Raw genomic sequence first — 24,723 nt, 5'->3', positions numbered from 1 at the left:
AATTTGAAAGCCTTGAATGGAAGATTTGCTTTTTTTGCTAAGTGTCAAGCTGAAAAAAAACTATTAAATGAGTTTTCGAAGGCATCTGCTCTTGGAATTGTCAATAAATAAAGGCTGACGAGTGTCAGCCTTTATGACCATTCCAGTCGGTCAGGATATTCCTGACAGGTTGCTCTCCAGCAGAGCCTGTTTCTGCTTACCTGACATACAAATCTATTAATACTATTTGCTTCTTTCGAAAAACATTAAAATAAAAAGCCTGAAAAATGTCCATTAGAACAAACTACCTAAAAAATAGCCTGAATTTTGTCCATTACGCCACATTTCACATATACTTGGGATTTGAATGGAAGGGGTATCGCCTAAAAAGAAAATGGTAAGATGCATTATAGCCGGGTCAACCCATTTGATGCTATCGATTTTATGATTGCGCTTCAACTCTTGAAGCAGGTTAATGATATTATCGTGAGGATTAACATCTATTGCCAAAAAAGTGCGTTTAGTTTCCATGATGTTCCCATTTAGGTATTGTGTATAAATAAAAAACAAACTATCTTGTTTGGCAAATTTAAAACGTTTGCACTAATGGGAAACAATAAAAAATTTGCTGTAATACTTTCAGGTAGTGGAGTTTTTGATGGCTCTGAAATCCATGAGGCAGTAATGACCCTTTACGCCATAGCAAAACATGGTGCAACATACGAAATTTTTGCACCAAACATAAACCAGTATCACGTGATAAACCATATAGACGGAAGCGTGATGAACGAAAAAAGAAACGTGCTGATTGAATCGGCTCGGATTGCCCGCGGCAAGATAAAACCGTTAAATGAGTTTAACCCTGAACTTTTTAATGCCCTCATTATTCCTGGTGGTTTTGGGGTTGCCAAAAACCTTTCCACCTGGGCCTTTGATGGGCCAAAATGCAGCATACACCCTCAGGTGGAAGCAGCAATAAAAGGGATGCATAAGCTTAAAAAACCCATTGGAGCGCTGTGCATAGCACCCGTGCTACTTGCAAAAATTATTGGCAATGCCACTGTAACCATTGGTAAAGATACATCAACAGCTCAAGCAATTGAATCGTTGGGCGCCAAGCACCAACCAACCGGCCATGCACAGGTTGTTGTGGATGAGAAAAACATGCTGTTTTCCACACCTTGCTATATGCTGGATGCCACTATTGTTGACATATCGAATGGAGCCAAGGCTGTTGTTTCAGAAATACTCAAATGGATTTAGCCATGAAAAACTTGCACTCCTGGCAGCCATTATAGTTACAATGTTTAACTACAGCTGCCTTAACCGATGCGATGTTGATTGTGTTAATCCACCATCGCCACTTTGGCTTAAGGTTGTTGATAAAACAACGCTCCAAAATTTAATAACTGAAGGGTTTTACCACAGGGATACCATAAAAATCTACTACTTTGATGGTGCAACAAAAAAATACGCCAACATCTATTATGTTGGACCAGTTGGCCAAAACGATATAATACAAACTAATATTGGTATTCTACAACCCTTTGAGCAGCTCAACACGTTTTACCTATACCTTAACCAATACGATACCGATACCATACTGGTACGATACGTAAAGAGTAGCGATGGCTGCTGCACAGCCTACCCACTCGATTCAATTGCCATTAACGGAAAGTATGTTGATGTTGATAATGTTGACTACTCCTTCCTGATCAAAAAGTAAGCTTTCATATCAGCCCCTGCTCGTAAAGGAAGACTAACTCATTGAGAATCTTATCCTCGCCTTGCGGGTCGAACTTGGTTTTGAGATTCGACCCAAAAAGGCGGGCAATGCCCTGCCAGAACGTGGCAGAAAAACCTCCCTTTAACTCCTTTACAAGCTCATATGAAGTACGCCCGGTTTCCCTATCGATGAGCTTAATTAACATTTTCCCCTGCGATATGGTAAGCTTTGTCAAATCCTTCTCAAACTGATTTCGGAGTTCCTTTTCGGCCCTGTTAATATATTCCTTTATCTCTCGGTCAGTTTTAAGGGTCTTCAAATTCTCATTAATTTCTAGCAACTTATACTTTGCAATTTGAGCGTAGGGATATGTTTTCTTAAGGTTGTATATCATTCTGTAGTACTGGCTCATTTCTCTTCGGCTCTTGAAACGGCGTTTACCTACCTTAAGAACATCTTCAATCTTGATATGGGGTACATACTCGCCATCGAGAATGATTGTAGGGTATAAAATAAGGCTATCAGCGGATGTGGCCTGTGCGCCAACATCCTTAACTGCAACAGCAACCAGAAAAGCTACCAAGACAGTACCTACAAATCTTTTCATTCCACCCCCTTGATTCTTATGCCAAAATTAATACCACATCAACCCTTAAACAACTATTATGCAAATTTCCTTCAAATTGTTTCAAAATTGTACTCAAAAATCAAAAAAGTAATTTATTTAACACACTGTATGTGAATTTATTAACACGATCAAGGCCGTATTTTGATGTACTTTTGTTGTAGCTTATCGAAAACGTTTTCGAATGATGAGAAAGTGTTGAAATTGGGTTGTGCAATCCATGAAGCCCCAAAAAAGTTGAAATGGCTTTTAAAAGAATTTAGCTTGCACACCGAAAACCAATTTCTAAACCTAATTGAGTATGAAAAAAATCTTCGGAGTTATTAGTTTAATCCTTTGGTGCGGTAGCCTGCTCGCACAGGAAATTAATGTGAGCGGTACTGTCACATCGAGCGATGGCACAACTCTACCAGGGGTTACCATCGTGGTAAAGGAAAACCCTACAAAGGGTGCTATAACAGACGCAAATGGTAAGTACACCATAAGTGTACTGCCAAACCAAACGTTAGAGTTCTCGTTTGTGGGAATGCAAACCCAAACTGTTCCCGTAGGCGGTAGAACTCAAATTGATGTTGTACTTCAGGAATCAACCCAAATGATTGAGGAGCTCATTGTGGTTGGTTACGGTGTACAAAAGAAAAGCTTAGTGTCGTCGTCGGTATCAAAAGTATCGAGCGAGGATATTGAGAAGGCTGCGCCTACACGAGTTGAGCAAGTTCTTCAGGGTAGAACTGCTGGTGTACAGGTAATAGCCAACTCAGGGCAACCGGGTGAAGGGTTCACGGTTCGCATCCGCGGCGTAGGCACCAACGGCACATCCGACCCCTTATACATTGTAGATGGTATGCCAGTTGGTGGAATTGACTACTTAAACCCAAACGATATCCAATCGATTGAAATACTTAAGGATGCGTCAGCATCGGCTATTTATGGTGCACGTGGTGCAAACGGTGTTGTTCTTATCACAACCAAACAGGGTCAGAAAGGTAAGTTCTCCGTTAACTACGATTACTCCATGGGCTACCAGAACGCATGGCGTAAGGTGTCGTTACTCAATGCCAAGGAGTACGCAATTATCATGAACGAAAGTTATGCCAATGATAACAAAGCCATTCCATTTCCTAATATGGCAGCTATTGATTCATTAGGTACCGGCACCGATTGGCAGGATGAAATTTTTTACAAGAATGCTCCAACATACAACCACCAGTTCTCGGTTAGCGGAGGTAACGAAAATTCAACCTTCCTTTCATCGCTCTCCTACACTTACCAGGATGGTATAGTTGCCAAGGGTAAATCGAACTACGAACGCTACACCTATCGTCTAAACTCAACCCATAAGATTGGCAAGTTCAGCATGGGTAACAACCTGGCATATACCAATAAGGTAACTCGTGGTATTGACCCCAACGCCGAATTTGGTGGCCCGCTAGCTAAGGCTGTAAATATGGATCCCATAACCCCAGTAAAAAACCCCGATGGAACATGGGGCATTTCAAACTATGCCACACAGGAAGTTGTTAACCCCGTTGCTTACCTTAGCTTTCTTAACTCAAACTACACTGAAAACAAACTGGTAGGAAACGTTTGGGGTGAACTGGAAATTATTAAGGGATTAAAGGCAAAGACCAATTTTAGCATTGATTACGCTAACGGTTCAAGCCGTACATTTGTTCCGGTATACTTCCTTAGCGATATTGTAAAAGCCACCACATCGGAAGCCTCCGGTACTGTTAATAAATGGTTCACCTGGCAGAGTGAGAACACTCTTACCTACAACAACACCATTGGCCAACATAACTTTGCTGCCATGGTAGGTATGACCGCAAATAAATACTACCATGAGTATATTGGAGGTAAGAAAAACGACCTAATTTTTAATGATTTTGAGCATGCTTGGATTAATAACGGTACCGACGAAGACAGCTACCGCTCATGGGGTGGTGCCGATGAGCACGCTTTGCTTTCATACTTTGGCCGTGTAAACTACGACTTTGACGGTAAATATGTATTCGAGGGAGTATTAAGGGCCGACGGTTCCTCAAACTTTGGTTCAAATAATCGATTTGGATACTTCCCTGCATTCTCAGCCGGCTGGGTTATGTCCAAGGAAGAATTTCTGCAAGGTTTTACACCTTTATCGTTCCTAAAGCTACGCTTTGGCTGGGGCCGAAATGGTAACGAAGCTATTGGTGCTTTCAAGTACACTTCGCTAATAGGTTCAGGCAGCAAGTACACTTTTGGTACCGATGAGGTAATCACCCTTGGTTCAAACCCTGTAGGAATATCGAATCCTGACCTAAAATGGGAGACCTCAGAGCAAACCAACGTGGGTGTTGATGCCCGCTTCCTTTCCGATAAGCTAACTTTTACTCTCGACCTTTACAATAAGAAAACTAAAGACCTGTTGGTTGTAGCACCAATACCCGGATATATTGGTAACGCTGCACCCACAGTAAATGGTGGTTCAGTAAGCAACAAGGGTATAGAGTTTGAACTGGGCTACAAAACCCTAATCAATGATTTAGGAATTAATGCTAACCTATCGGGTGCATACAACAAAAACGAAGTGCTTTCCATTAACAACAGCGAGGGTAAAATTTATGGTGCAGGACTTGCTGTAGGTATGTACAATATTTGCGTAATGGAAACAGGATACCCAATAGCCTATTTCTGGGGTTATAAAACTGCGGGAGTATTCCAAAACGAGCAACAAATTCAAAACTATAAGTCATCGGATGGTACAGTAATTCAGCCCAACGCTAAACCTGGCGATCTGATTTGGGTTGATAAAAACGATGATGGTACTATTGACGATAAAGACCGTACCATGATAGGTAACCCCTACCCTGACTTCACGCTTGGTATCAATTTAGGGTTAACCTACAAGGATTTCGATTTTAACATGTTCTGGTATGGTGCATTTGGTCAGGAGATTTTCAAAGGAACACGCCGTTACGACCTGCCCATGTCGAACTGGGATGCCTCAGTTCTTGAACGCTGGACCGGCGAAGGCACAAGCAATTCACACCCACGCTTAACCATTGATGACCCCAACCAGAACTACTTCAGAGTTTCCGATTTCTATATTGAGGACGGTTCGTTCCTCCGCCTGAAGAACATAACCCTGGGCTACACACTTCCTCAAAAGTTCAGCCAAAAGGTAAAAATCTCAAAGCTGCGTATTTATGCCACTGCGGTTAACCTATTAACATTCACCAAGTATTCAGGTTTTGATCCCGAAATTGGCGCAAAGTGGGCCCTTGACGTTGGAATCGACCGAAATATCTACCCACAGCCAAGAACTTTCATGTTTGGAGTAAACCTGAGTTTCTAACCTAAACCGGTACAATGAGTATGAGAAAAATTAAAAATATATCAATAATCCTTTTCATGGCACTTGGAATTGTTGCCTGTACAAAGGATTTTCTGGAGTTACAACCTCTAACTGACAGGGTTGAGGATAACTTCTATAAAACCGAGAAAGACGCTTTTGAAGCAGTTGTTTCAATCTACGATGTTTTGCAATGGCAAACAGGTGGTGGCTACCACCCATGGGATCTTGTATGTAATATCCTTTCGGACGATGCTTTTGCAGGGGGATCAGGCCCAGGCGACCGTCCCGGCTTAGTTCGTATGGGTAAACTCTCAAATTTTGTTACTGACGAGGAACCTCTAGGTATTTGGAAAGATAGATTTTCAGGCATTTACAGAGCAAATCTGTTCCTTTCAAAGGTAGATGGGGTTGATTTCAAAACCGAGGGTTTAAAAACCCGCCTTACTGCTGAGGCTCGTTTTCTAAGGGGTTATTTCTATTTTGAACTGGTTCAGTTCTACGGAAATGTTCCTCTAATCCTTAAGCCCCTTGCGCCATCGGAGTATCAACAATCTGCTGCAGATCCTGCTGATGTTTACAATCAAATTGCCAGCGATTTATACTATGCTTACCAAAACCTACCTGCTACTATTACTGCTGCCGAGAAAGGCAGAGCATCAAAGTGGGCTGCTGGTGCATTGCTGGCAAGGGTTTACCTGTTCCACAAAGGTTATGGTAAAGGTGTTCTAAATATCACAACCGACTTAAAAGCCGATGATAAAACCTTTACAGAAACCGACATTGAAACCATTATTGACGACATTGTTGCAAATAGTGGACACGATCTAGTTGCAAACTATGCAGATCTTTGGGGTGTAGCAAACGAGAATAACAATGAATCGATTTTTGAGATCCAGCACACCCAAAAGGCTGACTGGGGCGACTGGGGATGGCGTAACGGTACCGAAGGGAACTGGGCTGTTGTAATGACTGGTTTCCGCGGTGTTGAAGATCCCATTTACGAGTCCGGTTGGAGTTTTCAGCCTGCCAGCCAATCACTTGCTGATGAGTTCGAACCAGGTGATTCGCGTTACTCAGTATCAATACTTGATGCTGCAGCCGAAAGTTTGGTTTACAAGCCTGAAAACTGCTACCAGCATACCGGGTATGCATTCAAAAAGTTCTACCCTCGTAAGGCTGACAGGCCCGCCACTAACGATGCCTTGAACTGGCCTTATAACCGTCCCGTAATCCGTTTTGCCGATGTACTGCTTATGGGTGCTGAACTATACCTCGACAACAATCTTGGTAAAGCACAGGACTACTATAGCCGTGTTCGTAAACGGGCTTTTGGCGATGCACACGTTGCACCTACTCTAACAAACGATCTGGCTGGTCTTGACCTCATATACCATGAGCGCAGGGTTGAATTTGCTGGCGAAGGGCTCCGTTACTGGGATTTGCTCCGTAGGGGTTTAACCTATGCTGAAACAATGATTAACGCAGCAGCAGGTGCAAGTCCTCTGGATGAAACATTCAGCTCTGCAACTAAGGGCTTGTTGCCAATACCCCAGACAGAAATTACACTTTCGGGGAATAAACTAAAACAAAATGATGGTTACTAAAAAATTAAGAAGAGCTATGAATAAACGACACATCATATTTTCCGCTCTGGTTCTTGTTGGGCTTACCTGGTTTGGTTGCGAGCCCATGGAACTAGATAAACCAAATATTGGGAATGCCCCTACAACTGAACAGCTAGATTTTACCATTACCCCTGGCGATGATGCATTTCACTTTGTAATTACTAACACATCTACAGTAAAAGGAATTGCAAACTGGGATCTGGGCAACGGTATTAAAGCTGTTGGGAATTCAGTTACTGCATACTACCCTCTTGCTAAAACCTATAATATCACTCTAACCCTATATGCCTCGGGTGGTAGTACATCTAAAACAAAGGAGTTAGAACAAACAGAGACCGACTGGTCATACCTTGAAAGCCCGTTCATTACTGCTCTTACAGGAGGGGCCGATGCAGCCAACGGAAAGACTTGGGTAATCGATAGCCTTAACGATGCACATTTGGGTGTTGGACCAGCCGATTCGTATTCACCCGTGTGGTGGGCTGCGACTCCCCTTGCTAAATCGGGACACTATCTCTACGACGATGAGTTTACTTTTAAACTCATTGGATTTGAGTACACAATTAACACTCATGGAGCTACACACGTAAACCACGATGGAAATGCCGATGAGGATGGTATTGCAGGTGGTTACTACCTATCTGAAATTTGGAGTGATGCCTACGATATCGATATGACCACCAACGATGCTGCCCGTGGCAACCTAACTTGGTCGGTTTCCGAAGAAGATGGAAAGACCTATATCCAGATTTCAAGCCAATCGGGTAATATTTCATACGATGATGGTAATCCTCGCAAATACGAAGTTTTAGAATGGAATGAGAACTTTCTTCACTTGCGTACAGTTGGTGGTGTAGCTCGTTACCATAAGTTGATTCCTAAAGGATATGTAAAGCCTACCATTTCGTACGATTTAGGTGTTTCTACTACTGCTAATCCTAATGAATATCAGTTTACTCTTGATAATTTAAGCGTTCCATCTGATTTTACAATTTCAAACATTGTATACTCTTTTGGCGATGGTTCTACCTATGAAACCTCCAACTCAAGTGAAGTTGTATTACATACCTACATGCGAAAAGGCCCATACAGTGTAACCGTAACCGTATATGCCAACGATCAAGAATTTACTAAATCAACAACTGTAAATGTTGAAAATAATCATCCTTCATATCAGGAGTATTTACTTGATGCCATGGTGATGTACAACGATTTTGGCGAAACCACTCTGGTTCCCATGGAAGTTGATCAAGCCGATGGTGGTGCTACTATTGAAATTGTTAGCAACCCTGATAATAGTATGTATCCGAACCGTAGTGCACACTGCGCTTTATTTACTAAGTACAATGCACAATGGGCAAATGCTTATACCAAACTCCCCGATGGATATAGATTTGACCTTACTCTTCAACCCGTTTTCAAGGTTTTGGTTTACGGTAAGGCTGGCGACCAGGTACTTTTGAAACTGGAAAACACTGACCGAGGCGGTAATGCTTGGCAAACTGGAACCCATGATTTGATCTACACCATCCAGAATGATAATAAATGGGAAATTGCCGAGTTTAACTTTGCCGGAGTTGGTGCAGGTTGGGATTGGACAGGTGACATTTACACTTCGGATGTGACTACTGATCCTAACTTTAATAAGGATTTCTACAATGTTGTCCGTATTATGATTAATCCCGGTAACAACGGAGGAACCTCTAGCGTTCACCTCGACGATTTGGCTGGGCCTCATATCGAAGGGCTTAAGTAAACTATACTGTTCACAGGGTAATCCTTAACGGGTTACCCTGTTTAAACCCGAAAAACGGAAAATGATGAAATTGAAATTAATAATTGCAGTTGTAACGTTGGCAGCATGGTCGTGTAGTGGCAATAAAGCCACAATGGACCATTCGGGGGGCAAACTATCTATCGATCCAGCAATTGAAGGGAAAGTTGACTCGGTTCTAAAGCTTATGACCATTGACGAGAAGATAGGCCAGCTAAACCAGCTAACCGGTAATGGAGAGACTACTGGCCCTATCACCTTTGCAACTGAGTACCAGGATGCTATTCGGAAAGGTGAAGTGGGAAGCATGCTCAACGTTAATGGTGCAGCCTACACCTATAAGGTGCAAAAAATTGCTGTAGAGGAGAGCCGTTTGGGTATCCCGCTCATTTTTGGCTACGATGTAATACATGGCTATAAAACCATATTCCCCATTCCGCTGGGCGAGGCAGCCTGTTGGGATTTAGATGCCATCGAAAAATCGGCACGTATTGCAGCCATAGAGGCTGCTGCTGCAGGGCAGCACTGGACTTTTGCACCAATGGTTGATATTGCCCGTGACCCACGCTGGGGGCGTGTAATGGAAGGAGCCGGAGAGGATCCTTTCTACGGTTCGCTTGTTGCAAAAGCACGGGTAAAAGGTTTTCAGGGCTCATCGTTGGCTGACCCATCAACTATTGTTGCTTGCGCCAAACATTTTGTAGCCTATGGAGCAGCAATGGGAGGCCGCGATTACAATACGGTAGATATTTCAAACAGAACACTGCACGAAGTTTACCTACCTCCCTTCAAGGCTGCCATTGATGCTGGTGTTGGAACATTTATGTCGTCGTTCAACGAGCTAAACGGTGTACCCGTTACTGGTAACAAGGAAATGGTTAAGGATATCCTTAAGGACGAATGGCAGTTTAATGGATTTATTGTTTCGGATTGGGCCTCAATACGCGAGATGCTGGTTCATGGGATTGCCTCTGACGACTACCAAGCAGCCGACCTAGCCATGAATGCTGGAATAGACATGGATATGGAGGGTCATATCTACATACATCAGCTTAAGAAGTTGCTTGCCGATGGCAAGATTACCGAAAAGCAGATTGATGATGCCGTAAGGCGTATTCTTCGCATTAAATTCATGCTTGGCCTGTTTGATGACCCTTACCGCTACTGCGATACAATCCGAGAGAAAGAGTTAATACTTAACCCTCGTCACCTGGAGATTGCACGTGAAGTTGCACGTAAATCGATGGTTCTGCTAAAAAACGATGGAGTGTTGCCACTTAGCAAGAAACTCAACACCGTTGCAGTTATTGGCCCATTAGCCGATAATACCGAGGATATCATTGGAACCTGGTCAGCAAGGGGTGAAGGCAAGGATGCTGTATCGGTTTTGACCGGTATTCGTCAAAAATTACCCAACACAAAGGTAATTCACGCAAAGGGTTGCGATATTACAGGCGATTCAAAAGCTGGATTTGCCGAAGCAATAGCCACAGCTCGCAAAGCCGATGCTGTTGTTTTGGTAGTAGGCGAGGCGGCCATGATGTCGGGCGAGGCGCTCAGTAGGGCTTTCCTCGATTTACCTGGAGTTCAAAAGGATCTGGTTTTAGCAATCAATGAGCTTAAGAAACCCATGGTGGTTGTTCTCATGAACGGTCGTCCGTTAACCATTGAGTGGATGGATAATGCAGTTCCTGCAATTCTGGAAGCATGGCTCCCGGGCACAATGGGAGGCCCTGCCGTTGCCGATGTACTTTTTGGCGACTACAACCCATCGGGCAAACTGCCAATGACCTTCCCCCGTAATGTTGGACAAATTCCTTTATTCTATTACCATAAAAACACCGGCAGACCACGGGTTGAAACCGAAAGGTACACCTCAAAGTATATTGACAGTCCAAATACACCGCTTTACCCATTTGGCTACGGACTTAGCTACACCTCTTTCGATTACAGTAATTTTGGTATTAGCGCCAATGAAATTGGCATGAGCGATACCCTTAAAGTTTGGGTAGATGTGACCAATACCGGAAATTACGATGGCGAAGAGGTTGTACAGCTCTACATTCGCGATATGGTGGGATCTGTTACCCGACCAGTTAAGGAGCTAAAGGGTTTTGAGAAGGTGTTCATCAAAAAAGGAGAAACCGTAAAGGTAATGTTTAAACTTACCGCAAGCGACCTGGCTTTTTATACACGCACCATGGAATTTAAAGCCGAACCCGGCGATTTCAAGGTGTTTGTAGGTGGCAACAGCCGCGACTTGCAAGAATTGAGTTTTAGGTTGAAGTAACTTTGGGTAAAAGGCTTTCGGATTAATTGTCCAAAAAAAGTTTTTTTTCGTATAAGTATGGTTAGGTGAGATGGACAATTCCCGAAAGCCTTTTTCTTAAAAAACAAAAACGAATGAATAAAAAGTTTATCAATAGCATCATAGCACTACTACTGGTAGTCCCCTTTACAAGCCTTGCTCAGGTTAAGGTCCTGGTATGGAACGATGAGTTTAACTACACAGGATTGCCTGCCACCGATAAGTGGGGTTACGATGTAGGTGGAGGAGGTTGGGGAAACAATGAGCTACAGTACTACACTAATGCACGATCCGAAAACGCTCGCGTTGAGAATGGGAAACTAATAATTGAAGCTCGGAAGGAACAGTACGAGGGTAGCGAGTACACCTCGGCCCGATTAGTTACCCGCCATAAAGGCGATTGGCTTTACGGTAGAGTTGAAGCTTACGCCAAGCTGCCTTCGGGCACTGGGACATGGCCTGCCATTTGGATGCTACCCACCAACTGGGTTTATGGCAGTTGGCCTAAGAGTGGTGAAATTGATATCATGGAGTATGTTGGCTACGACCCCGGGGTAGTGCACGGAAGCATTCACACCGAAGCCTACAACCATGTTCTTGGCACTCAAAAAACCGCAACAATCTCGGTTCCCGATGCCGAAACCGCTTTCCATCTTTACGCTCTTGAATGGACCCCCGAAAAAATCGACATCTATGTTGATAATAATAAGTACTTCACCTTTGACAATGAGCACAAGGATTACAAAACCTGGCCATTTGATCAGGTTTTTCATCTTATTCTCAACATTGCCGTAGGCGGCAACTGGGGTGGTGCTCAAGGAGTTGACCCCAATATTTGGCCACAAAAAATGTATGTTGATTATGTTCGGGTTTACCAATATATCGATGTATCGGCCTTGAAGGTTTCGGGTCCCGAATACGTTTCACCAAACCAAACGGGCGTAACATTCAGCATTCAGAATGTTGCCGATGCAACGTTCAGCTGGAGTGTACCTGCAGGTGCAACCATTGTTAGCGGTCAGGGAACTAACTCAATTGTTGTAAACTGGGGAGATGTGCAGGGTGATGTATCAGTAGAAATTACACACCCGCAAGCTGGTGGAACATACACCAAGACAGTAAAAACAGCCGTTATTCCAACCGGCGATAGGTTTAGCCTGTTAAACGTAAAAGAAAATGGACTTATGGGTTGGGCTGGTTTAAATACCAGCCCCAACACCATCACGCTTTCAGCTGTCGATACGCTTTTGAAGGCTAGCTACAATATTACTAAACCTGAAGACTTTCCGTATTTCACCTATACATTTCAAAGCCCTGTGGACATGAGCAACCTTACAGCCCTCAATGTGGAGATGATGACCTACAACCAAAGCAAATCGGTAGTAATGCGCGCCGACCTTTTCGACACTGATGGCCGGCTAACCGATGTATCGCCTGTTTTCCGCTTTTACCCCGTTGAACCCCATGGTGTATTCCACTACTACTCATTCGACTTTAACAACAACTGGGGGTCGAACACTCCTGAATATGGAAAGCAAGTAAACTACCATCAAATTGCTGGTGTTCGATTTTATGTAAACTATGGCGTTTACGGCAAAGCCGCATCTGATTCATTGTGGATTTCAGATGTTGTTTTGAGCAATACACTGCTAACCATCTTTACGCCAAGTGAGAATAAAATAAGCAGATTTGAAATTTACCCAAATCCTGCATCAACCTATATCAAAATCAACTCAAGCGCTTTAAAGGGAAATGTAAAAATTCAAGTAGTTAACATTGCAGGTGTTCTTGTAAAAGAAATTATTTCAAATAGTGATAGTGAAATTAATATCTCAGACCTTCCAAATGGGTTTTACAGCGTAAGAATAATTACACATACAAACTTGCTACAAACTGGCAGTTTTATTAAGCTTTAGCCTTACAGGTTCAGCATAAAATCAACCAGGTTTGTATCGCTTTCAATCTTGAGCTTTTTCCTTAGCCTGTATCGGCTTATTTCCACCCCGCGAACGCTAATATTAAGTATCTGGGCAATATCCTTTGTGGTCATGTTAAGGCGAAGGTAAGCACACAACCTAAGTTCGCTGGGTGTTAGCTCCGGATACAACTCCTTAAGCTTCTTGATAAACCCGCTATGAACCTCATCGAAATGGTGCTCAAAGCGCTGCCATTCCTTGTCCATCTTCAAGTCGTTGTCAATATTTCGGATGAGGTCGAGCACTTCTTTCTGAGAAACAGGGTTAATTGATTTAGCAATAACTTCAAGCCTTAACCTAAGCCTGTTAAGGAAGTCGTTCTTGTGCGCAATTTGCATTGCAGTTGCGGCTAGTTCACGGTTTTTGTGTTCAATCTGTACCTGAAGATTCTCTGTTTTAAGCCTTATGATCTCCCGTTCCGCCTCAAGCACTTGACGCTTATGCTCCTCCTCCTTTACTTTTAGCTCCAAATTCTTTTGCTCTTTTACCCTTGCAGTGGCACGTTGAACCTTCCTCCGAACAAGAATGCGAAGCGTATAAAAGGCAGCTACCAAAAGTACCAAGTAAAGAATAAAAGCATACCAGGTAAAGTACCAGGGCAAACCAACCTGAATATGCACAACAGTGGGTTCAGATATTCTGCCCATTGCATCGCGTACGCGAACCATTAGGTTGTACTCACCGTAGGGAATTTGGCTAAAATCCTTAGCATTATCACGCTGCCACGGACTCCAATCATTATCGTAGCCCTTAAGTAAAAAGCTAAATGTAATTTCGCCTGCATTGTAAACAGGGGCAGCCGCTGTAACCCGAATTGAATTTTGGTTAAATGGAATATACAACCCTCCATTGCCTGTTAAAGCATAATCGTTGAAAATCACGCTTTCATGCTTACCAATTGAGCTGATACTTTTTACAGCACAATACAACTCGTTTTTTTGCAGTTCAGGATTATAAAGGCTGCTGTAATACACCAACCCATTTTCAGTACCAATGAATATATTACTATGATTGTAAACATAGATATTTTCAAACGAAGCTACGAGGTTCGGGCCAAATCGGCTAACGGGGGTTTGATAAACCCTTTTAGATCCATCTGCTTCGCGGACTAACTTTAGAAGACCATTTGACTTTAATATCCATATATTTCCCTTTTCATCCTCAACCATACGCCGAACGCCTGTAGCATCGCCAATAATCTGATTCAGCTCCTGGTAGGGCTCCATATTATCGGTAAGGGAGTTATACCTATACACACCTTGTGAGGTAAGGAATACAACCTGATTTCCAATCTTTTCAACATTTATGGCAAACTTACCCGGAAACCCTCTTGTATTATCGTAAAGGGTTGAAAACCTAATGCTATCCTTACTTTGGTTAAGCATCAACTTAAAAATACCTTTATAGCCGTGGGCCATCCAAATACTCTCGTTATCATCCTCAACCAACAACCTTGACGACTCGTTGAATCCTGCAATCTTTTTAAGGTACCTCCATTCACCATTAGCTTTTGAGTACAGATGAAGACCCTTATACTTACCAACAATCATAAGGTCGGGAACGCTACGAATGGGTAAAAACATCCATGAGCCCTCCTCATGCGATATCAGCCTAACATTCAAGCCCTTATCAATAATAAAAGTACCAAAGTTATGGCCACAGTAGAGCTTGCCATCGCTCTCAAAAAGCGACCATACCTGTCCTTTGGTTAAAGGAACCATTCGGAAAGGCTTGGTGCCATCTACAAAAACGCCAATAGGCCATGAGGCCACGTAAAGCCCCTGGTTGGTACCTACAAATATTTTCCCGTCAAAAATTTTTGTGGCATACACAGCCCCTTCAAGCCCTAACCCCTCACCAATAAAGCTGAGGGGTGAGTTAAGCTCAATGTAGTCGATCCCGTTATCCAAACCCAGCCAAAGATTATTGGCATTATCAACAAAAGTGCTTAAAATGGTATTATTCTGTAACCCGGTTGATTTATTGATAAACTTAACCAGATTCCCCTGATCGTCGGTAATGATTAACCCGTTCTGAATGGTACCAAAGGCTATGTAACCACCACTTACCCTCGATGCCGAAAACACCTGGTACGCTTTAAGCAAATCGTTAACCTGCCCTTTCCAGGGTGTAAAGGTAATTCCATCGAAAATCCAAACGCCATGGTTTATGGTGGCAAGCAAGGTTTTACCGCCCGATATTTCGAAGCATGCCCAAATTTGCTTTCCGTTGAAAATACCGTTATCGTTGAATCTATCAAAGCTACCATTCTGGTAACGGTAAATATTTCCCTCCTTACCCTGCACGTAGTAGTTTCCCCGCATCACAAACGAGAACTGAAGCAGTTCAGGGGCCCTAAAGACGTGCATTTCTCCTTTGCTGTATTCTAGAATGTGGCTAAATGTTTGAAAAATGTATTTAGGACCGATCTTAAATATCCGCCAAGCCTCATCAAAATTTACATCGGTTTTAGTGACTAGGCTGATTAATGAGTGATAAACCATATCGGCCTGACGGTGATATACAAAGTAGCCTATCTCCTCAAAAGCCCCCACAAAAATTGTATCGCCGCTACAGTAAACAGATCGGACTAGCTGGTTGTTAGGCAATGGGAATAAATCCCAGCTGTTGCCATCGTATCGGAGCAACCCGTTGTTGTTGGCAAAATATAAAAATCCACGACTATCCTGGCAAATAGACCAGTTTTGGGTTCCTGCACCATATACCGATTTGGGGTAATGCTTTATGATAGGTAACCCTGCAGTATTGATCTGAGAAAAAGCATTTGTTGCAAAAATCGCAAAAGCGATGAATATCAGCTTTCTCATCTATCCTTCATTAATGAATTAGCACAGAAAGTTATGAAATTAAATCTAAATATAAAAAATCGCAAACAAGTATCAATATATAAACATTTGTTTATTAGTTACTTGAATTTAGAAATCGATTTCGGAATTACAACACTTGTTAACCTTTCACCACGGGTCAATATCGCCAAAAAAGAGTAAATTTGTGCTCCACTCAGTAAACAAACTTGAACTTGTAAACGTTTTTTGAATAAAGAATTTTCAGAAAGTTTTTAACCTTTTAACAGCACACTTTAGTATGATTAAAAGTAAAGTCCTTTTAATGATTCTCGATGGATGGGGAATTGGGAACAAAGACAAATCGGATGTAATTTATAGCACTCCAACACCTAACATCGATAGGCTCACCAGTAAATACCCTAACGCTCAGCTACTAACCAGCGGGGAGAATGTTGGATTGCCCGATGGTCAAATGGGAAATTCCGAGGTGGGTCACCTCAACATAGGCGCCGGACGAATTGTTTACCAGGATTTGGTTCGCATCAATAAAGATATCAAGGAGGGCAAATTGGCCCAAATGCCAGTTCTGGTCAACGCACTACAATATGCCAAGCAGAATAACAAGGCAGTTCACTTTATAGGATTGGTTTCCGATGGTGGAGTTCACTCGCTGGACAAGCATCTGTATAAGCTATGCGAAATTACCAAGGAATACGGATTAAGTAAGGTTTACATACATGCCCTTACCGATGGTCGCGATACCGATCCACAAAGCGGCCTTGGCTTTGTGAAAAGCCTTGAAGATCACCTAAAATCAAGTAATGGCATTATTGCATCGTTGGTTGGTAGGTACTACACCATGGACCGCGATAAGCGTTGGGAACGCATTAAAGAGGGTTACGACCTGATGGTTCATGGCAAGGGTAAACCCACTACCGATATAGTTAGGGCTATTGAAGAGTCCTACGCCGAAGGCGTAACGGATGAGTTTATAAAGCCCATTGTGCGGGTTGATGCTGAAGGTAAGCCTGTTGGCCTTATCCGTGAAGGCGATGTGGTAATCTGCTTCAATTTCCGCACCGACCGACTCCGTGAAATAACCATTGCGCTTACCCAAAAGGATATGCCCGAGTTTGGTATGCAAACCATGCCACTGCATTACGTTACCATGACTCGCTACGACGACACGTTCAAGAATGTTAATGTTATTTACGAAAAGGATAACCTACTGAACACCCTTGGCGAGGTGGTTAGCAATCAGAACCTGAAACAACTGCGTATTGCCGAAACCGAAAAGTATGCCCATGTAACCTTTTTCTTTTCGGGTGGTAGGGAGCAAGAGTTCCCGGGCGAAAGCCGCATTCTTATCCCCTCGCCCAAGGTAGCCACATACGACCTACAACCCGAGATGAGCGCGCCCCTGGTAAAAGATGCCATTGTTACCGAACTCCATAAGAAAACACACGACTTTATCTGCCTTAACTTTGCCAACGGCGACATGGTAGGGCACACCGGTGTTTACACCGCCATTCAAAAGGCTGTTCAAACAGTTGATGCATGTGTTGGCGAGGTAGTTGATGCCGCAACCGCTAACGGTTACGAGGTGGTAATCATTGCAGACCATGGCAATGCCGATTATGCCTTAAACCCCGATGGCTCCCCTAATACGGCACACTCACTTAACCCTGTTCCCATCATCCTGGTTTCCGACAGGTTCAAAAAGGTAGAGAATGGTATTCTGGCCGACGTAGCTCCAACTATCCTTACCATGATGGGGCTTCCAATACCACAGGAAATGACCGGAACGGTTCTCTGCCAGTAAAAAGTTAGATAAATGATGATAGAAATAGACAACAAGGTGGTAAGCAGCGAGATCCTGGAACAACGGTTTTGCTGCAACCTGCCGCGTTGTTTAGGGAAATGCTGTGTTCACGGCGACTCCGGTGCACCCTTAACACCCAACGAAGCTCTTACCCTTGAGCAAATCCTCGATAAGGTTAAACCCTACATGACACCCCAGGGTATTGCTACCGTTCAGGAGCAAGGAGTTGCCCTTACCGATAGCGATGGCGATTTGGTTACCCCGCTCAATGACGGCAAGGAATGTGCTTTTACTGTATTTGAAAATGGTATAGCAACCTGTGCCATTGAAAAAGCATGGAACAATGGTATAGTTGATTTCCGTAAACCTATATCGTGCCACCTTTACCCAATTAGGGTAAAAGAATACTCAACCTTTACTGCAATCAACTACCATCAGTGGGATGTTTGCGCTCCCGCACGTGAGTTGGGTGAGCAAATAGACCTGCCTGTTTACAGGTTCCTTAAGGATGCTATAATCCGCGCTTACGGTAAAGAGTTTTATGGCCAGCTTGAGGACGCTGCAAAATTGTTATCTTTACGAACAGAATAGCTAAATACTAAAACCAAATCTTATGGATACAATCAAAGCCTACATCGAGGAGAACAAACAACGTTTTCTCGACGAGCTTTTCGGGCTGCTCCGAATTCCATCCATCAGCTCAATCTCGGAACACAAACCCGACATGGTTAGGGCAGCAGAATACTGGCGCGAAACGCTACTCAAAGCCGGAGCCGACAGGGCTGAGGTAATGCCAACTCCGGGCAATCCGGTGGTGTACGGCGAAAAAATTATCGATCCAAAACTCCCAACCGTTTTGGTTTATGCCCATTACGATGTAATGCCGGTTGACCCAATAGAGCTTTGGAAATCGCAACCCTTTGAACCCGAAATTCGCGATGGCAAAATATTTGCCCGTGGTGCCGATGACGATAAGGGACAAGGCTTTATGCATGCTAAAGCCTTTGAGCTGATGGTTAAAACCAACACCCTGCCCTGTAACGTTAAATTCATGATTGAGGGTGAGGAAGAGATTGGTTCACCAAACCTTGGTAAGTGGTGCCAGGATAACAAGGAGATGCTAAAAGCTGATGTTATTCTGGTTTCCGATACATCAATGATAGGGAAAGACGTCCCATCAATTACAACCGGGCTTAGGGGATTAGCGTATGTTGAGGTTGAGGTTACCGGACCAAACCGCGACCTTCACTCGGGGCTCTTTGGCGGAGCCGTTGCCAACCCCGCAAACATCCTTGCCAAAATGATAGCCTCGCTCCACGACGAGAATAATCGCGTTACCATTCCCGGTTTTTACGACGATGTGTTGGAGGTGAGCCCCGAAGAACGCGCCGATATGGCTCGTGCTCCTTTTAATCTTGACGATTACAAGAAAGCTCTGGATATTGATGATATCCATGGCGAAGCCGGATATACTACCATGGAGCGCACAGGAATTCGCCCCACGCTTGATGTAAATGGCATTTGGGGAGGATATATTGGCGAGGGAGCTAAAACCGTTCTTCCCTCCAAGGCTTACGCTAAAATATCGATGCGACTGGTACCCAACCAGAACCACGAGAAAATTGCTCAACTTTTCAAAAAGCATTTTGAGTCAATTGCTCCAAAATCAGTAAAAGTAAAGGTTACCCCACACCATGGCGGACAGGGGTATGTAGCTCCCACAAACACTCCTGCCTATAGGGCTGCCAGTAGGGCTATTGAGGATGTTTACGGCATTAAACCGGTTCCTTTCCGCAGCGGGGGCAGCATTCCTATTATAAGCACTTTTGAGCAAGTGCTTGGAATCAAATCAATCCTTCTTGGTTTTGGGCTTGAGTCCGATGCCATCCACTCACCAAACGAGAACTATCCACTTGAACAATTTTTCAAAGGAATTGAAGTTATACCCCGATTCTACAAATATTTTAGCGAAAAGTAGAAAATTTGAAAAAAGGGGCTGTGCCCCTTTTTTTATTTTGATCCATTCCGTTTCCTTTAAAATTATTGTAAATTTACTGACAGCTTTTACTCTTTTTCAGTAAGTTTTTTAATTCGGTAAAATTATAACAACTATAATACCCATGGAAAAATTGAAAATGATATTTGCACTGCTTATTGGATTAGCAGTAATTGTTTCCTGCAAGCAGGAAACTAAAAAGCAGGCTGCCACTACCGATGAAATTGTTCAGCAATCCATAAAGAGTTGGATGGAAAACCGGAAAGACGAATACCCCAACTACGTGCCATTAGAGTTTGGCGAGCTAACCCCACGCTACCGGTTCAACAGCCGCACCCACAGCATAGAGATTGCTCTAAATACTGAGAAATCAAAGGATAACCCAAACCAGAATACTATCGATAGCCTAAAAAGGCTGCTAGATGAAAATAGCACCGACTTTTTGGGTTATACCATAACACACCAATTCACCACAAAGGGAATTGATGGTGAGGTGAAAAAGGATGAAAAACTTTTCTTTATTGACCCGCAAAACCGTGTAATAACAGTTCTAAACTCCGATGCATGGGATTTGATAATGGATAAGGAACTATTCTTTAGGCCCGAAAGTCCCGATAGTGTGAAATAAAAAAGCCCCCATTTACCGGGGGCTGTGGTGCCACGTGGAATCGAACCACGGACACAAGGATTTTCAGTCCTTTGCTCTACCAACTGAGCTATGGCACCAGCGCTCAATTGCGGTGCAAATATATATTCAATTTTTTAATCGTGCAAAACATCAACTAAAAAAATTACAAACATCCTAAATGGCTATGAAAAAGAATGTTTTTTCCATCCTAAAAAGTGTAACACTACTTGTTGTTATCACCTACAGTAATCAAGGGGCTCTTTATGCTCAAAATCAGGATTGTAAAGTGCTTCTCCCTGAAATATCGGCAGCTTATACAGGAAAGTGCAAAAATGGTTTGGCTCACGGAAAAGGCAAGGCATGGGGTACCGATAGCTACGAGGGGAGGTTCAAGAATGGACTACCTCATGGTTTTGGTATATACACCTGGGCAAATGGCGATAAGTACGAGGGTAACTTTTATAATGGCCAAATGGACGGAAAGGGTATCTTTAAGGGCAAAATCAACGGGAAAGACTCAATATATACAGGCTTTTGGCAAAAAGGAGTACTACACCATAAAATCTTACCTCCTAAGTACCAAATTATAAATGCAAGGAATGTTCAGCGTTATACCATAACTAAAACCGGTTCGGAAAACCGAATACTAATTGCATTTACTCAAAACGGGACCACAAACAATCTTGTGACCAACCTTCAAATTGTTTGCGATACAGGCTCCCCATTTAAATTAGGCGAGAAATCCGGCTTTGAAAACATCCTTTTCCCGGTAAACTGTAAAATAACATATCAAACACCCAATGCACTCAGAACCGTTTGGTACGATGTAACCTTTGAGTTTATAATAAACGAAGCCGGAGAATGGGCAATAAATCTATTTAACTAGGCGATATCGCCAACTGGCTCAACGCCTTCCCCACTCTTCAGGGTTTTGTCTCCAACTTTTAAGCAACTCAAGTTCTGTTGGAGTAATGCTACCCTGTTCTAATGCTGCCTCAATTAACACTGAGTAGTTCGATAGTGTTGCAAACTCAACACCGGCTTTAGCAAAGCCACTTACTGCCTGATCGAACTGATACGAAAAAATGGCCAGCAAGCCAAGAACCTCACAATGTGCATCGCGAAGAGCATCAACAGCAGCAAGGCTGCTCATTCCGGTTGATATTAAGTCTTCAATTACCACTACCCTTTGGCCGGGTTTATAATCGCCTTCGATTTGATTTGCCAAACCATGCGATTTGGGCGCTGAACGGACGTAAATAAAAGGTAGATTTAGCCTGTCGGCTACAAGCATTCCATGGGCAATGGCTCCGGTGGCAACTCCGGCAATAACCTCAACCTGAGGATACCTCTCCTTTATTACCTTTACAAAGCCATCGCAAATGGCATTGCGAACCTCCGGAAACGATAATGTTTTTCGGTTATCGCAGTAAATGGGCGATTTCCATCCCGATGCCCAAGTAAACGGATTTGCAGGATTAAGCTTTATTGCGTTTATTTGCAGTAATTTATTGGCTATAACTTTGCTATCCATGACCTTGAATTATACCATTTTCTTTTACAATCGCAAATTTATTATCACTTCGGACCCCCAAGAAGTGCTCATAGCCGACTCTACATTTTTCTGTTGGGGCGACACTAAGCCCGAAGACATTTCAAAGTTAATCGATTTTTTCCAAAGCCATACCGAGGTGTCCACACTTTTTGCCTGCTCCTCCGATCCCAAAACAACAATGAAACATTTCACTAACAGCTTTAACCACATTGAGGCAGCCGGTGGAGTTGTATGCAATGACAAGAATGAGATTCTACTCATTAAGCGTTTTGGCCGCTGGGATTTGCCCAAAGGCAAGGTAGAGCCTAACGAACCAATTCCTGATGCTGCTTTACGCGAAGTTAGCGAGGAAACCGGGGTAAAAGGCATTACTCTTGGAAAGCAAATTACAACAACCTACCACACCTATACTTTAAATGGCAAGCAAATGCTAAAATCCACGCATTGGTTTAATATGTACACTACTAAATGCGATAATCTAAAACCCCAAACCGAAGAGGGAATAGAACAGGTAAAGTGGGTTAAGCGTTCCGATATCTTTGTATACCTTGCCGATAGCTACTCAAGCCTGATCTCTGTTCTCAAGGAGTTGGACTAAATTTCTCCTTTGCTTCGGAGCAATTGAAAGAATCGGCGTTCAAAGCCCTCCTCGGGCGAAGGCGCTGGTGAAAGAATCATTTTCCGGTCAGGCCCAATCAAAAAATACGTTGGATATACACGTATATCGTAATCCTTGAGTATTTCCGGTTTATTCCCAAAGTGTAGGAATGTCCAATCGTACTTACTGTTTTCCAAAAAACTTTTTAAATCATCGATATTATCGTCGGCTGATATGGTGACAACCTCCAGATGCTTCTTGTACTGCTTGCTTATTTTTTCAAGCTGAACAAACTCCTTTAAACAAGTGTAGCTTGTAGTGGTGCAAAAGTTCAGGTAAACATACTTACCCTTGAATCTATCAAGCGAAACCTCGCGACCATTAACATCGTTGAGCGAAAAAGGTGCAGGAACAAAACCCGGTAAAAGCTTGGTAATCCTGTTCCTGATATTCTCCGCAACTATCACATGTTCCGGTATGGTGGTGGTTCTGTAAATGGAGTCAAGAATGGTAAGCAGAGCCGATCGGGAGAAATTATCGCTGAAAAACTCATCATGCAACGATTTAAGAATTACCATCTCCATCAGGGTATCGTTACTAAGCACATCGTCGGTGGCAAGGGTACGCTTAAGCCTGCCCAAACTCTTGTAGCGCGAAATATCATCAAAAATGGCATTCCCCTGCGATGTTCTTGAAAAGAACAAAAAGTACTTGTCGTAAACCAGGTTGAACAATTCCATGTATGCCGGGTTACGGTACAGTATAGGCCTATTCAGAAACAGCTCTTTTGATGTGGCAGTAGATTTTTTTATGAAGGTGATTTGCCTGAGCAAACCGTACCTGTACTCACGGTAAGCATCGAAAAACCGGTTGCCGGTTCCGGCAAACTTTTCCTCAATTCTGGTTATTAACGAATCGATATTATGCTGACGGCCACGGTATGCATCCTGCACAATCTGATCAAAATCTTGGTTGAAGCGCAAGTCGAATGCATTTATCAGGAAGTTGATATCGTTCCTATCAACATTTTTTATGCCCACCTGCAAATCGGTTTCACGGAAAAAAGGATTGAGTCGTTGTGCCTCGGTTTTATCCTCGCGTGGGGGAAGCACTAGCTCATACCGTTTACCAGGCTCGGCAAAGAAATAAATCCTATAAACTCCAAGGTGGGCAAAAACAAAGCTGGTTTCAAGCACTTTAAGCTTTGCGCTAAACTTGCCATCGCGCTCAACCTTACACCTACCAACCTCGTATTCGGTTTCAGTTATGTAATCGGAATAGGTATAAAATATGATATCGGAGCCCTTGTATTCAGCAGCATTGCCAAAAATCATGGCCTCCTGGGCACCGATTTTACACTCTACGCCAATAAACAGCAGTAAGAATAATAAAAGAAACCTCAATTTAGCCATAAGCTTAAAGATAATCCTTGATGTTAATGGCTGATGGGATAAACTGCGATGGGTCGCCATTATGCAAAAGAATATCGCGGATAATGGTTGAGTTAACGGGTGTGTGCTGGGGTGCAGTAAGCATGAATACCGTTTCAATATTTGGATGCATTAGCTTATTTACCTGCGCTATGGCACGTTCAAACTCAAAGTCGGCTGAAGTACGTAGTCCCCGCAGGATGTACCGAACGCCAAGCCTATTGCAAAGATCTACGGTAAGGCCCTCGTAGCTAATCACCTGAACGCGTGGCTCCTGAGCAAACACCTTTTGGATCATGGCAATCCTTTTTTCAATGCTGAAAAAAGCCTTTTTATTGGCGTTATAGCCAATAGCAACTATCACCTTGTCGAAAAGGGATAATGATCGGTAAACAATTGATTCGTGACCGACTGTAATAGGATCGAACGAACCCGGAAACAGGGCAACTTTTTCCATGGCTAAGTTTATTTAGCTCCAGCAATTTTCATACAATTATAGGTAAAATTGACGACTTAATACTTAATAAACAAAAAAAG

Annotated in this window: 19 protein-coding genes and 1 tRNA gene; 13 read left to right on the top strand and 7 right to left on the bottom strand. The window is 43.1% G+C overall.

Annotated features, from left to right (window positions below; genetic code table 11):
- Positions 1 to 273 precede the first annotated feature (273 nt).
- The gene (locus tag AB6811_RS05000; RefSeq protein WP_369489339.1) at positions 274 to 510 is read right to left on the bottom strand and encodes a 2'-5' RNA ligase family protein; all 237 of its coding nucleotides are present in this window, start codon (positions 508 to 510) and stop codon (positions 274 to 276) included.
- Between the two features lie 75 nt (positions 511 to 585).
- Here AB6811_RS05000 and elbB point away from each other — a divergent pair, with 75 nt between their 5' ends.
- Both elbB and AB6811_RS04990 read left to right on the top strand, forming a co-directional pair.
- Positions 586 to 1,242: an isoprenoid biosynthesis glyoxalase ElbB gene (gene elbB / locus AB6811_RS04995; protein WP_369489338.1), complete on the top strand. Its 657-nt coding sequence runs from the start codon at positions 586 to 588 to the stop codon at positions 1,240 to 1,242.
- Positions 1,214 to 1,705, top strand: coding sequence for a hypothetical protein (locus AB6811_RS04990; RefSeq protein WP_369489337.1), 492 nt, complete (start codon positions 1,214 to 1,216; stop codon positions 1,703 to 1,705). The genes elbB and AB6811_RS04990 overlap by 29 nt, the downstream gene beginning before the upstream one ends.
- A 4-nt stretch (positions 1,706 to 1,709) precedes the next feature.
- Here the strand turns inward: AB6811_RS04990 and AB6811_RS04985 are convergent, their stop codons facing one another.
- Entirely contained in the window at positions 1,710 to 2,312 is a 603-nt protein-coding gene (locus tag AB6811_RS04985; RefSeq protein WP_369489336.1) for a DUF4294 domain-containing protein, read from the bottom strand.
- 319 nt (positions 2,313 to 2,631) lie between these two features.
- Here AB6811_RS04985 and AB6811_RS04980 point away from each other — a divergent pair, with 319 nt between their 5' ends.
- The 5 genes from AB6811_RS04980 (at position 2,632) to AB6811_RS04960 (ending at position 13,290) form a co-directional block, all read left to right on the top strand.
- Positions 2,632 to 5,667, top strand: a complete 3,036-nt coding sequence (locus tag AB6811_RS04980; protein WP_369489335.1) for a SusC/RagA family TonB-linked outer membrane protein — start codon at positions 2,632 to 2,634, stop codon at positions 5,665 to 5,667.
- 20 nt (positions 5,668 to 5,687) lie between these two features.
- Positions 5,688 to 7,271, top strand: coding sequence for a RagB/SusD family nutrient uptake outer membrane protein (locus AB6811_RS04975; RefSeq protein WP_369489334.1), 1,584 nt, complete (start codon positions 5,688 to 5,690; stop codon positions 7,269 to 7,271).
- 16 nt (positions 7,272 to 7,287) lie between these two features.
- Positions 7,288 to 9,048 (top strand): PKD domain-containing protein, encoded by a 1,761-nt coding sequence (locus AB6811_RS04970; RefSeq protein WP_369489333.1) that lies wholly within the window; start codon positions 7,288 to 7,290, stop codon positions 9,046 to 9,048.
- A 61-nt stretch (positions 9,049 to 9,109) separates the two neighbouring features.
- Complete coding sequence (locus AB6811_RS04965; protein WP_439655710.1) at positions 9,110 to 11,356, top strand: glycoside hydrolase family 3 N-terminal domain-containing protein; 2,247 nt, start codon at positions 9,110 to 9,112, stop codon at positions 11,354 to 11,356.
- A gap of 113 nt (positions 11,357 to 11,469) precedes the next feature.
- Positions 11,470 to 13,290, top strand: a complete 1,821-nt coding sequence (locus tag AB6811_RS04960; RefSeq protein WP_369489331.1) for a family 16 glycosylhydrolase — start codon at positions 11,470 to 11,472, stop codon at positions 13,288 to 13,290.
- A 2-nt stretch (positions 13,291 to 13,292) separates the two neighbouring features.
- Here the strand turns inward: AB6811_RS04960 and AB6811_RS04955 are convergent, their stop codons facing one another.
- A complete protein-coding gene (locus AB6811_RS04955) occupies positions 13,293 to 16,178 on the bottom strand; it encodes a LuxR C-terminal-related transcriptional regulator (RefSeq protein WP_369489330.1) in 2,886 nt (961 codons plus the stop codon).
- Positions 16,179 to 16,458: 280 nt separating this feature from the next.
- Between AB6811_RS04955 and gpmI the strand changes: the two genes are divergently transcribed.
- The 4 genes from gpmI (at position 16,459) to AB6811_RS04935 (ending at position 20,603) form a co-directional block, all read left to right on the top strand.
- Positions 16,459 to 17,979, top strand: a complete 1,521-nt coding sequence (gpmI, locus tag AB6811_RS04950; protein WP_500812347.1) for a 2,3-bisphosphoglycerate-independent phosphoglycerate mutase — start codon at positions 16,459 to 16,461, stop codon at positions 17,977 to 17,979.
- 12 nt (positions 17,980 to 17,991) lie between these two features.
- Complete coding sequence (locus tag AB6811_RS04945) at positions 17,992 to 18,570, top strand: DUF3109 family protein (protein WP_369489328.1); 579 nt, start codon at positions 17,992 to 17,994, stop codon at positions 18,568 to 18,570.
- A 22-nt stretch (positions 18,571 to 18,592) separates the two neighbouring features.
- Entirely contained in the window at positions 18,593 to 19,957 is a 1,365-nt protein-coding gene (locus AB6811_RS04940) for a dipeptidase (RefSeq protein WP_369489327.1), read from the top strand.
- Positions 19,958 to 20,099: 142 nt separating this feature from the next.
- Entirely contained in the window at positions 20,100 to 20,603 is a 504-nt protein-coding gene (locus tag AB6811_RS04935) for a hypothetical protein (RefSeq protein WP_369489326.1), read from the top strand.
- A 25-nt stretch (positions 20,604 to 20,628) separates the two neighbouring features.
- On the opposite strand, the gene AB6811_RS04930 is transcribed toward AB6811_RS04935, so the two are convergent.
- Positions 20,629 to 20,701: transfer RNA gene (locus tag AB6811_RS04930), tRNA-Phe, on the bottom strand.
- An 86-nt stretch (positions 20,702 to 20,787) separates the two neighbouring features.
- On the opposite strand from AB6811_RS04930, the gene AB6811_RS04925 reads away from it, so the two are divergent.
- Entirely contained in the window at positions 20,788 to 21,489 is a 702-nt protein-coding gene (locus AB6811_RS04925; protein WP_369489325.1) for an MORN repeat-containing protein, read from the top strand.
- Between the two features lie 18 nt (positions 21,490 to 21,507).
- Here the strand turns inward: AB6811_RS04925 and pyrE are convergent, their stop codons facing one another.
- Positions 21,508 to 22,137 carry an orotate phosphoribosyltransferase gene (gene pyrE, locus AB6811_RS04920; protein WP_369489324.1) on the bottom strand — a complete coding sequence of 210 codons (630 nt, stop codon included), beginning with the start codon at positions 22,135 to 22,137 and terminating at the stop codon, positions 21,508 to 21,510.
- On the opposite strand from pyrE, the gene AB6811_RS04915 reads away from it, so the two are divergent.
- On the top strand, positions 22,136 to 22,756 hold the full coding sequence (locus AB6811_RS04915) for an NUDIX hydrolase (protein ID WP_369489323.1): 621 nt from the start codon (positions 22,136 to 22,138) through the stop codon (positions 22,754 to 22,756). The genes pyrE and AB6811_RS04915 overlap by 2 nt on opposite strands.
- Here AB6811_RS04915 and AB6811_RS04910 read toward each other — a convergent pair.
- A complete protein-coding gene (locus AB6811_RS04910) occupies positions 22,753 to 24,168 on the bottom strand; it encodes a TlpA family protein disulfide reductase (RefSeq protein ID WP_369489322.1) in 1,416 nt (471 codons plus the stop codon). The genes AB6811_RS04915 and AB6811_RS04910 overlap by 4 nt on opposite strands.
- Positions 24,169 to 24,172: 4 nt before the next feature.
- A complete protein-coding gene (coaD, locus tag AB6811_RS04905; protein ID WP_369489321.1) occupies positions 24,173 to 24,643 on the bottom strand; it encodes a pantetheine-phosphate adenylyltransferase in 471 nt (156 codons plus the stop codon).
- Positions 24,644 to 24,723: the final 80 nt, after the last annotated feature.

The organism is Tenuifilum sp. 4138str (assembly GCF_041102575.1).
GTDB classification, from domain to species: Bacteria; Bacteroidota; Bacteroidia; order Bacteroidales; family Tenuifilaceae; genus Tenuifilum; species Tenuifilum osseticum.
The sequence above is the reverse complement of the archived record's forward strand: the minus strand, read 5'-3'. Positions and strand labels throughout refer to the sequence as shown.

Bases quoted from the DNA above. Each gene is read 5' to 3' on its own strand.
- AB6811_RS05000 (WP_369489339.1), bottom strand. From the start codon at position 510: ATGGAAACTAAACGCACTTTTTTGGCAATAGATGTTAATCCTCACGAT.
- elbB (WP_369489338.1), top strand. From the start codon at position 586: ATGGGAAACAATAAAAAATTTGCTGTAATACTTTCAGGTAGTGGAGTT.
- AB6811_RS04985 (WP_369489336.1), bottom strand. From the start codon at position 2,312: ATGAAAAGATTTGTAGGTACTGTCTTGGTAGCTTTTCTGGTTGCTGTT.
- AB6811_RS04980 (WP_369489335.1), top strand. From the start codon at position 2,632: ATGAAAAAAATCTTCGGAGTTATTAGTTTAATCCTTTGGTGCGGTAGC.
- AB6811_RS04975 (WP_369489334.1), top strand. From the start codon at position 5,688: ATGAGAAAAATTAAAAATATATCAATAATCCTTTTCATGGCACTTGGA.
- AB6811_RS04970 (WP_369489333.1), top strand. From the start codon at position 7,288: ATGAATAAACGACACATCATATTTTCCGCTCTGGTTCTTGTTGGGCTT.
- AB6811_RS04965 (WP_439655710.1), top strand. From the start codon at position 9,110: ATGATGAAATTGAAATTAATAATTGCAGTTGTAACGTTGGCAGCATGG.
- AB6811_RS04960 (WP_369489331.1), top strand. From the start codon at position 11,470: ATGAATAAAAAGTTTATCAATAGCATCATAGCACTACTACTGGTAGTC.
- AB6811_RS04955 (WP_369489330.1), bottom strand. From the start codon at position 16,178: ATGAGAAAGCTGATATTCATCGCTTTTGCGATTTTTGCAACAAATGCT.
- AB6811_RS04945 (WP_369489328.1), top strand. From the start codon at position 17,992: ATGATGATAGAAATAGACAACAAGGTGGTAAGCAGCGAGATCCTGGAA.
- AB6811_RS04940 (WP_369489327.1), top strand. From the start codon at position 18,593: ATGGATACAATCAAAGCCTACATCGAGGAGAACAAACAACGTTTTCTC.
- AB6811_RS04935 (WP_369489326.1), top strand. From the start codon at position 20,100: ATGGAAAAATTGAAAATGATATTTGCACTGCTTATTGGATTAGCAGTA.
- AB6811_RS04925 (WP_369489325.1), top strand. From the start codon at position 20,788: ATGAAAAAGAATGTTTTTTCCATCCTAAAAAGTGTAACACTACTTGTT.
- AB6811_RS04915 (WP_369489323.1), top strand. From the start codon at position 22,136: ATGACCTTGAATTATACCATTTTCTTTTACAATCGCAAATTTATTATC.
- pyrE (WP_369489324.1), bottom strand. From the start codon at position 22,137: ATGGATAGCAAAGTTATAGCCAATAAATTACTGCAAATAAACGCAATA.
- AB6811_RS04910 (WP_369489322.1), bottom strand. From the start codon at position 24,168: ATGGCTAAATTGAGGTTTCTTTTATTATTCTTACTGCTGTTTATTGGC.
- coaD (WP_369489321.1), bottom strand. From the start codon at position 24,643: ATGGAAAAAGTTGCCCTGTTTCCGGGTTCGTTCGATCCTATTACAGTC.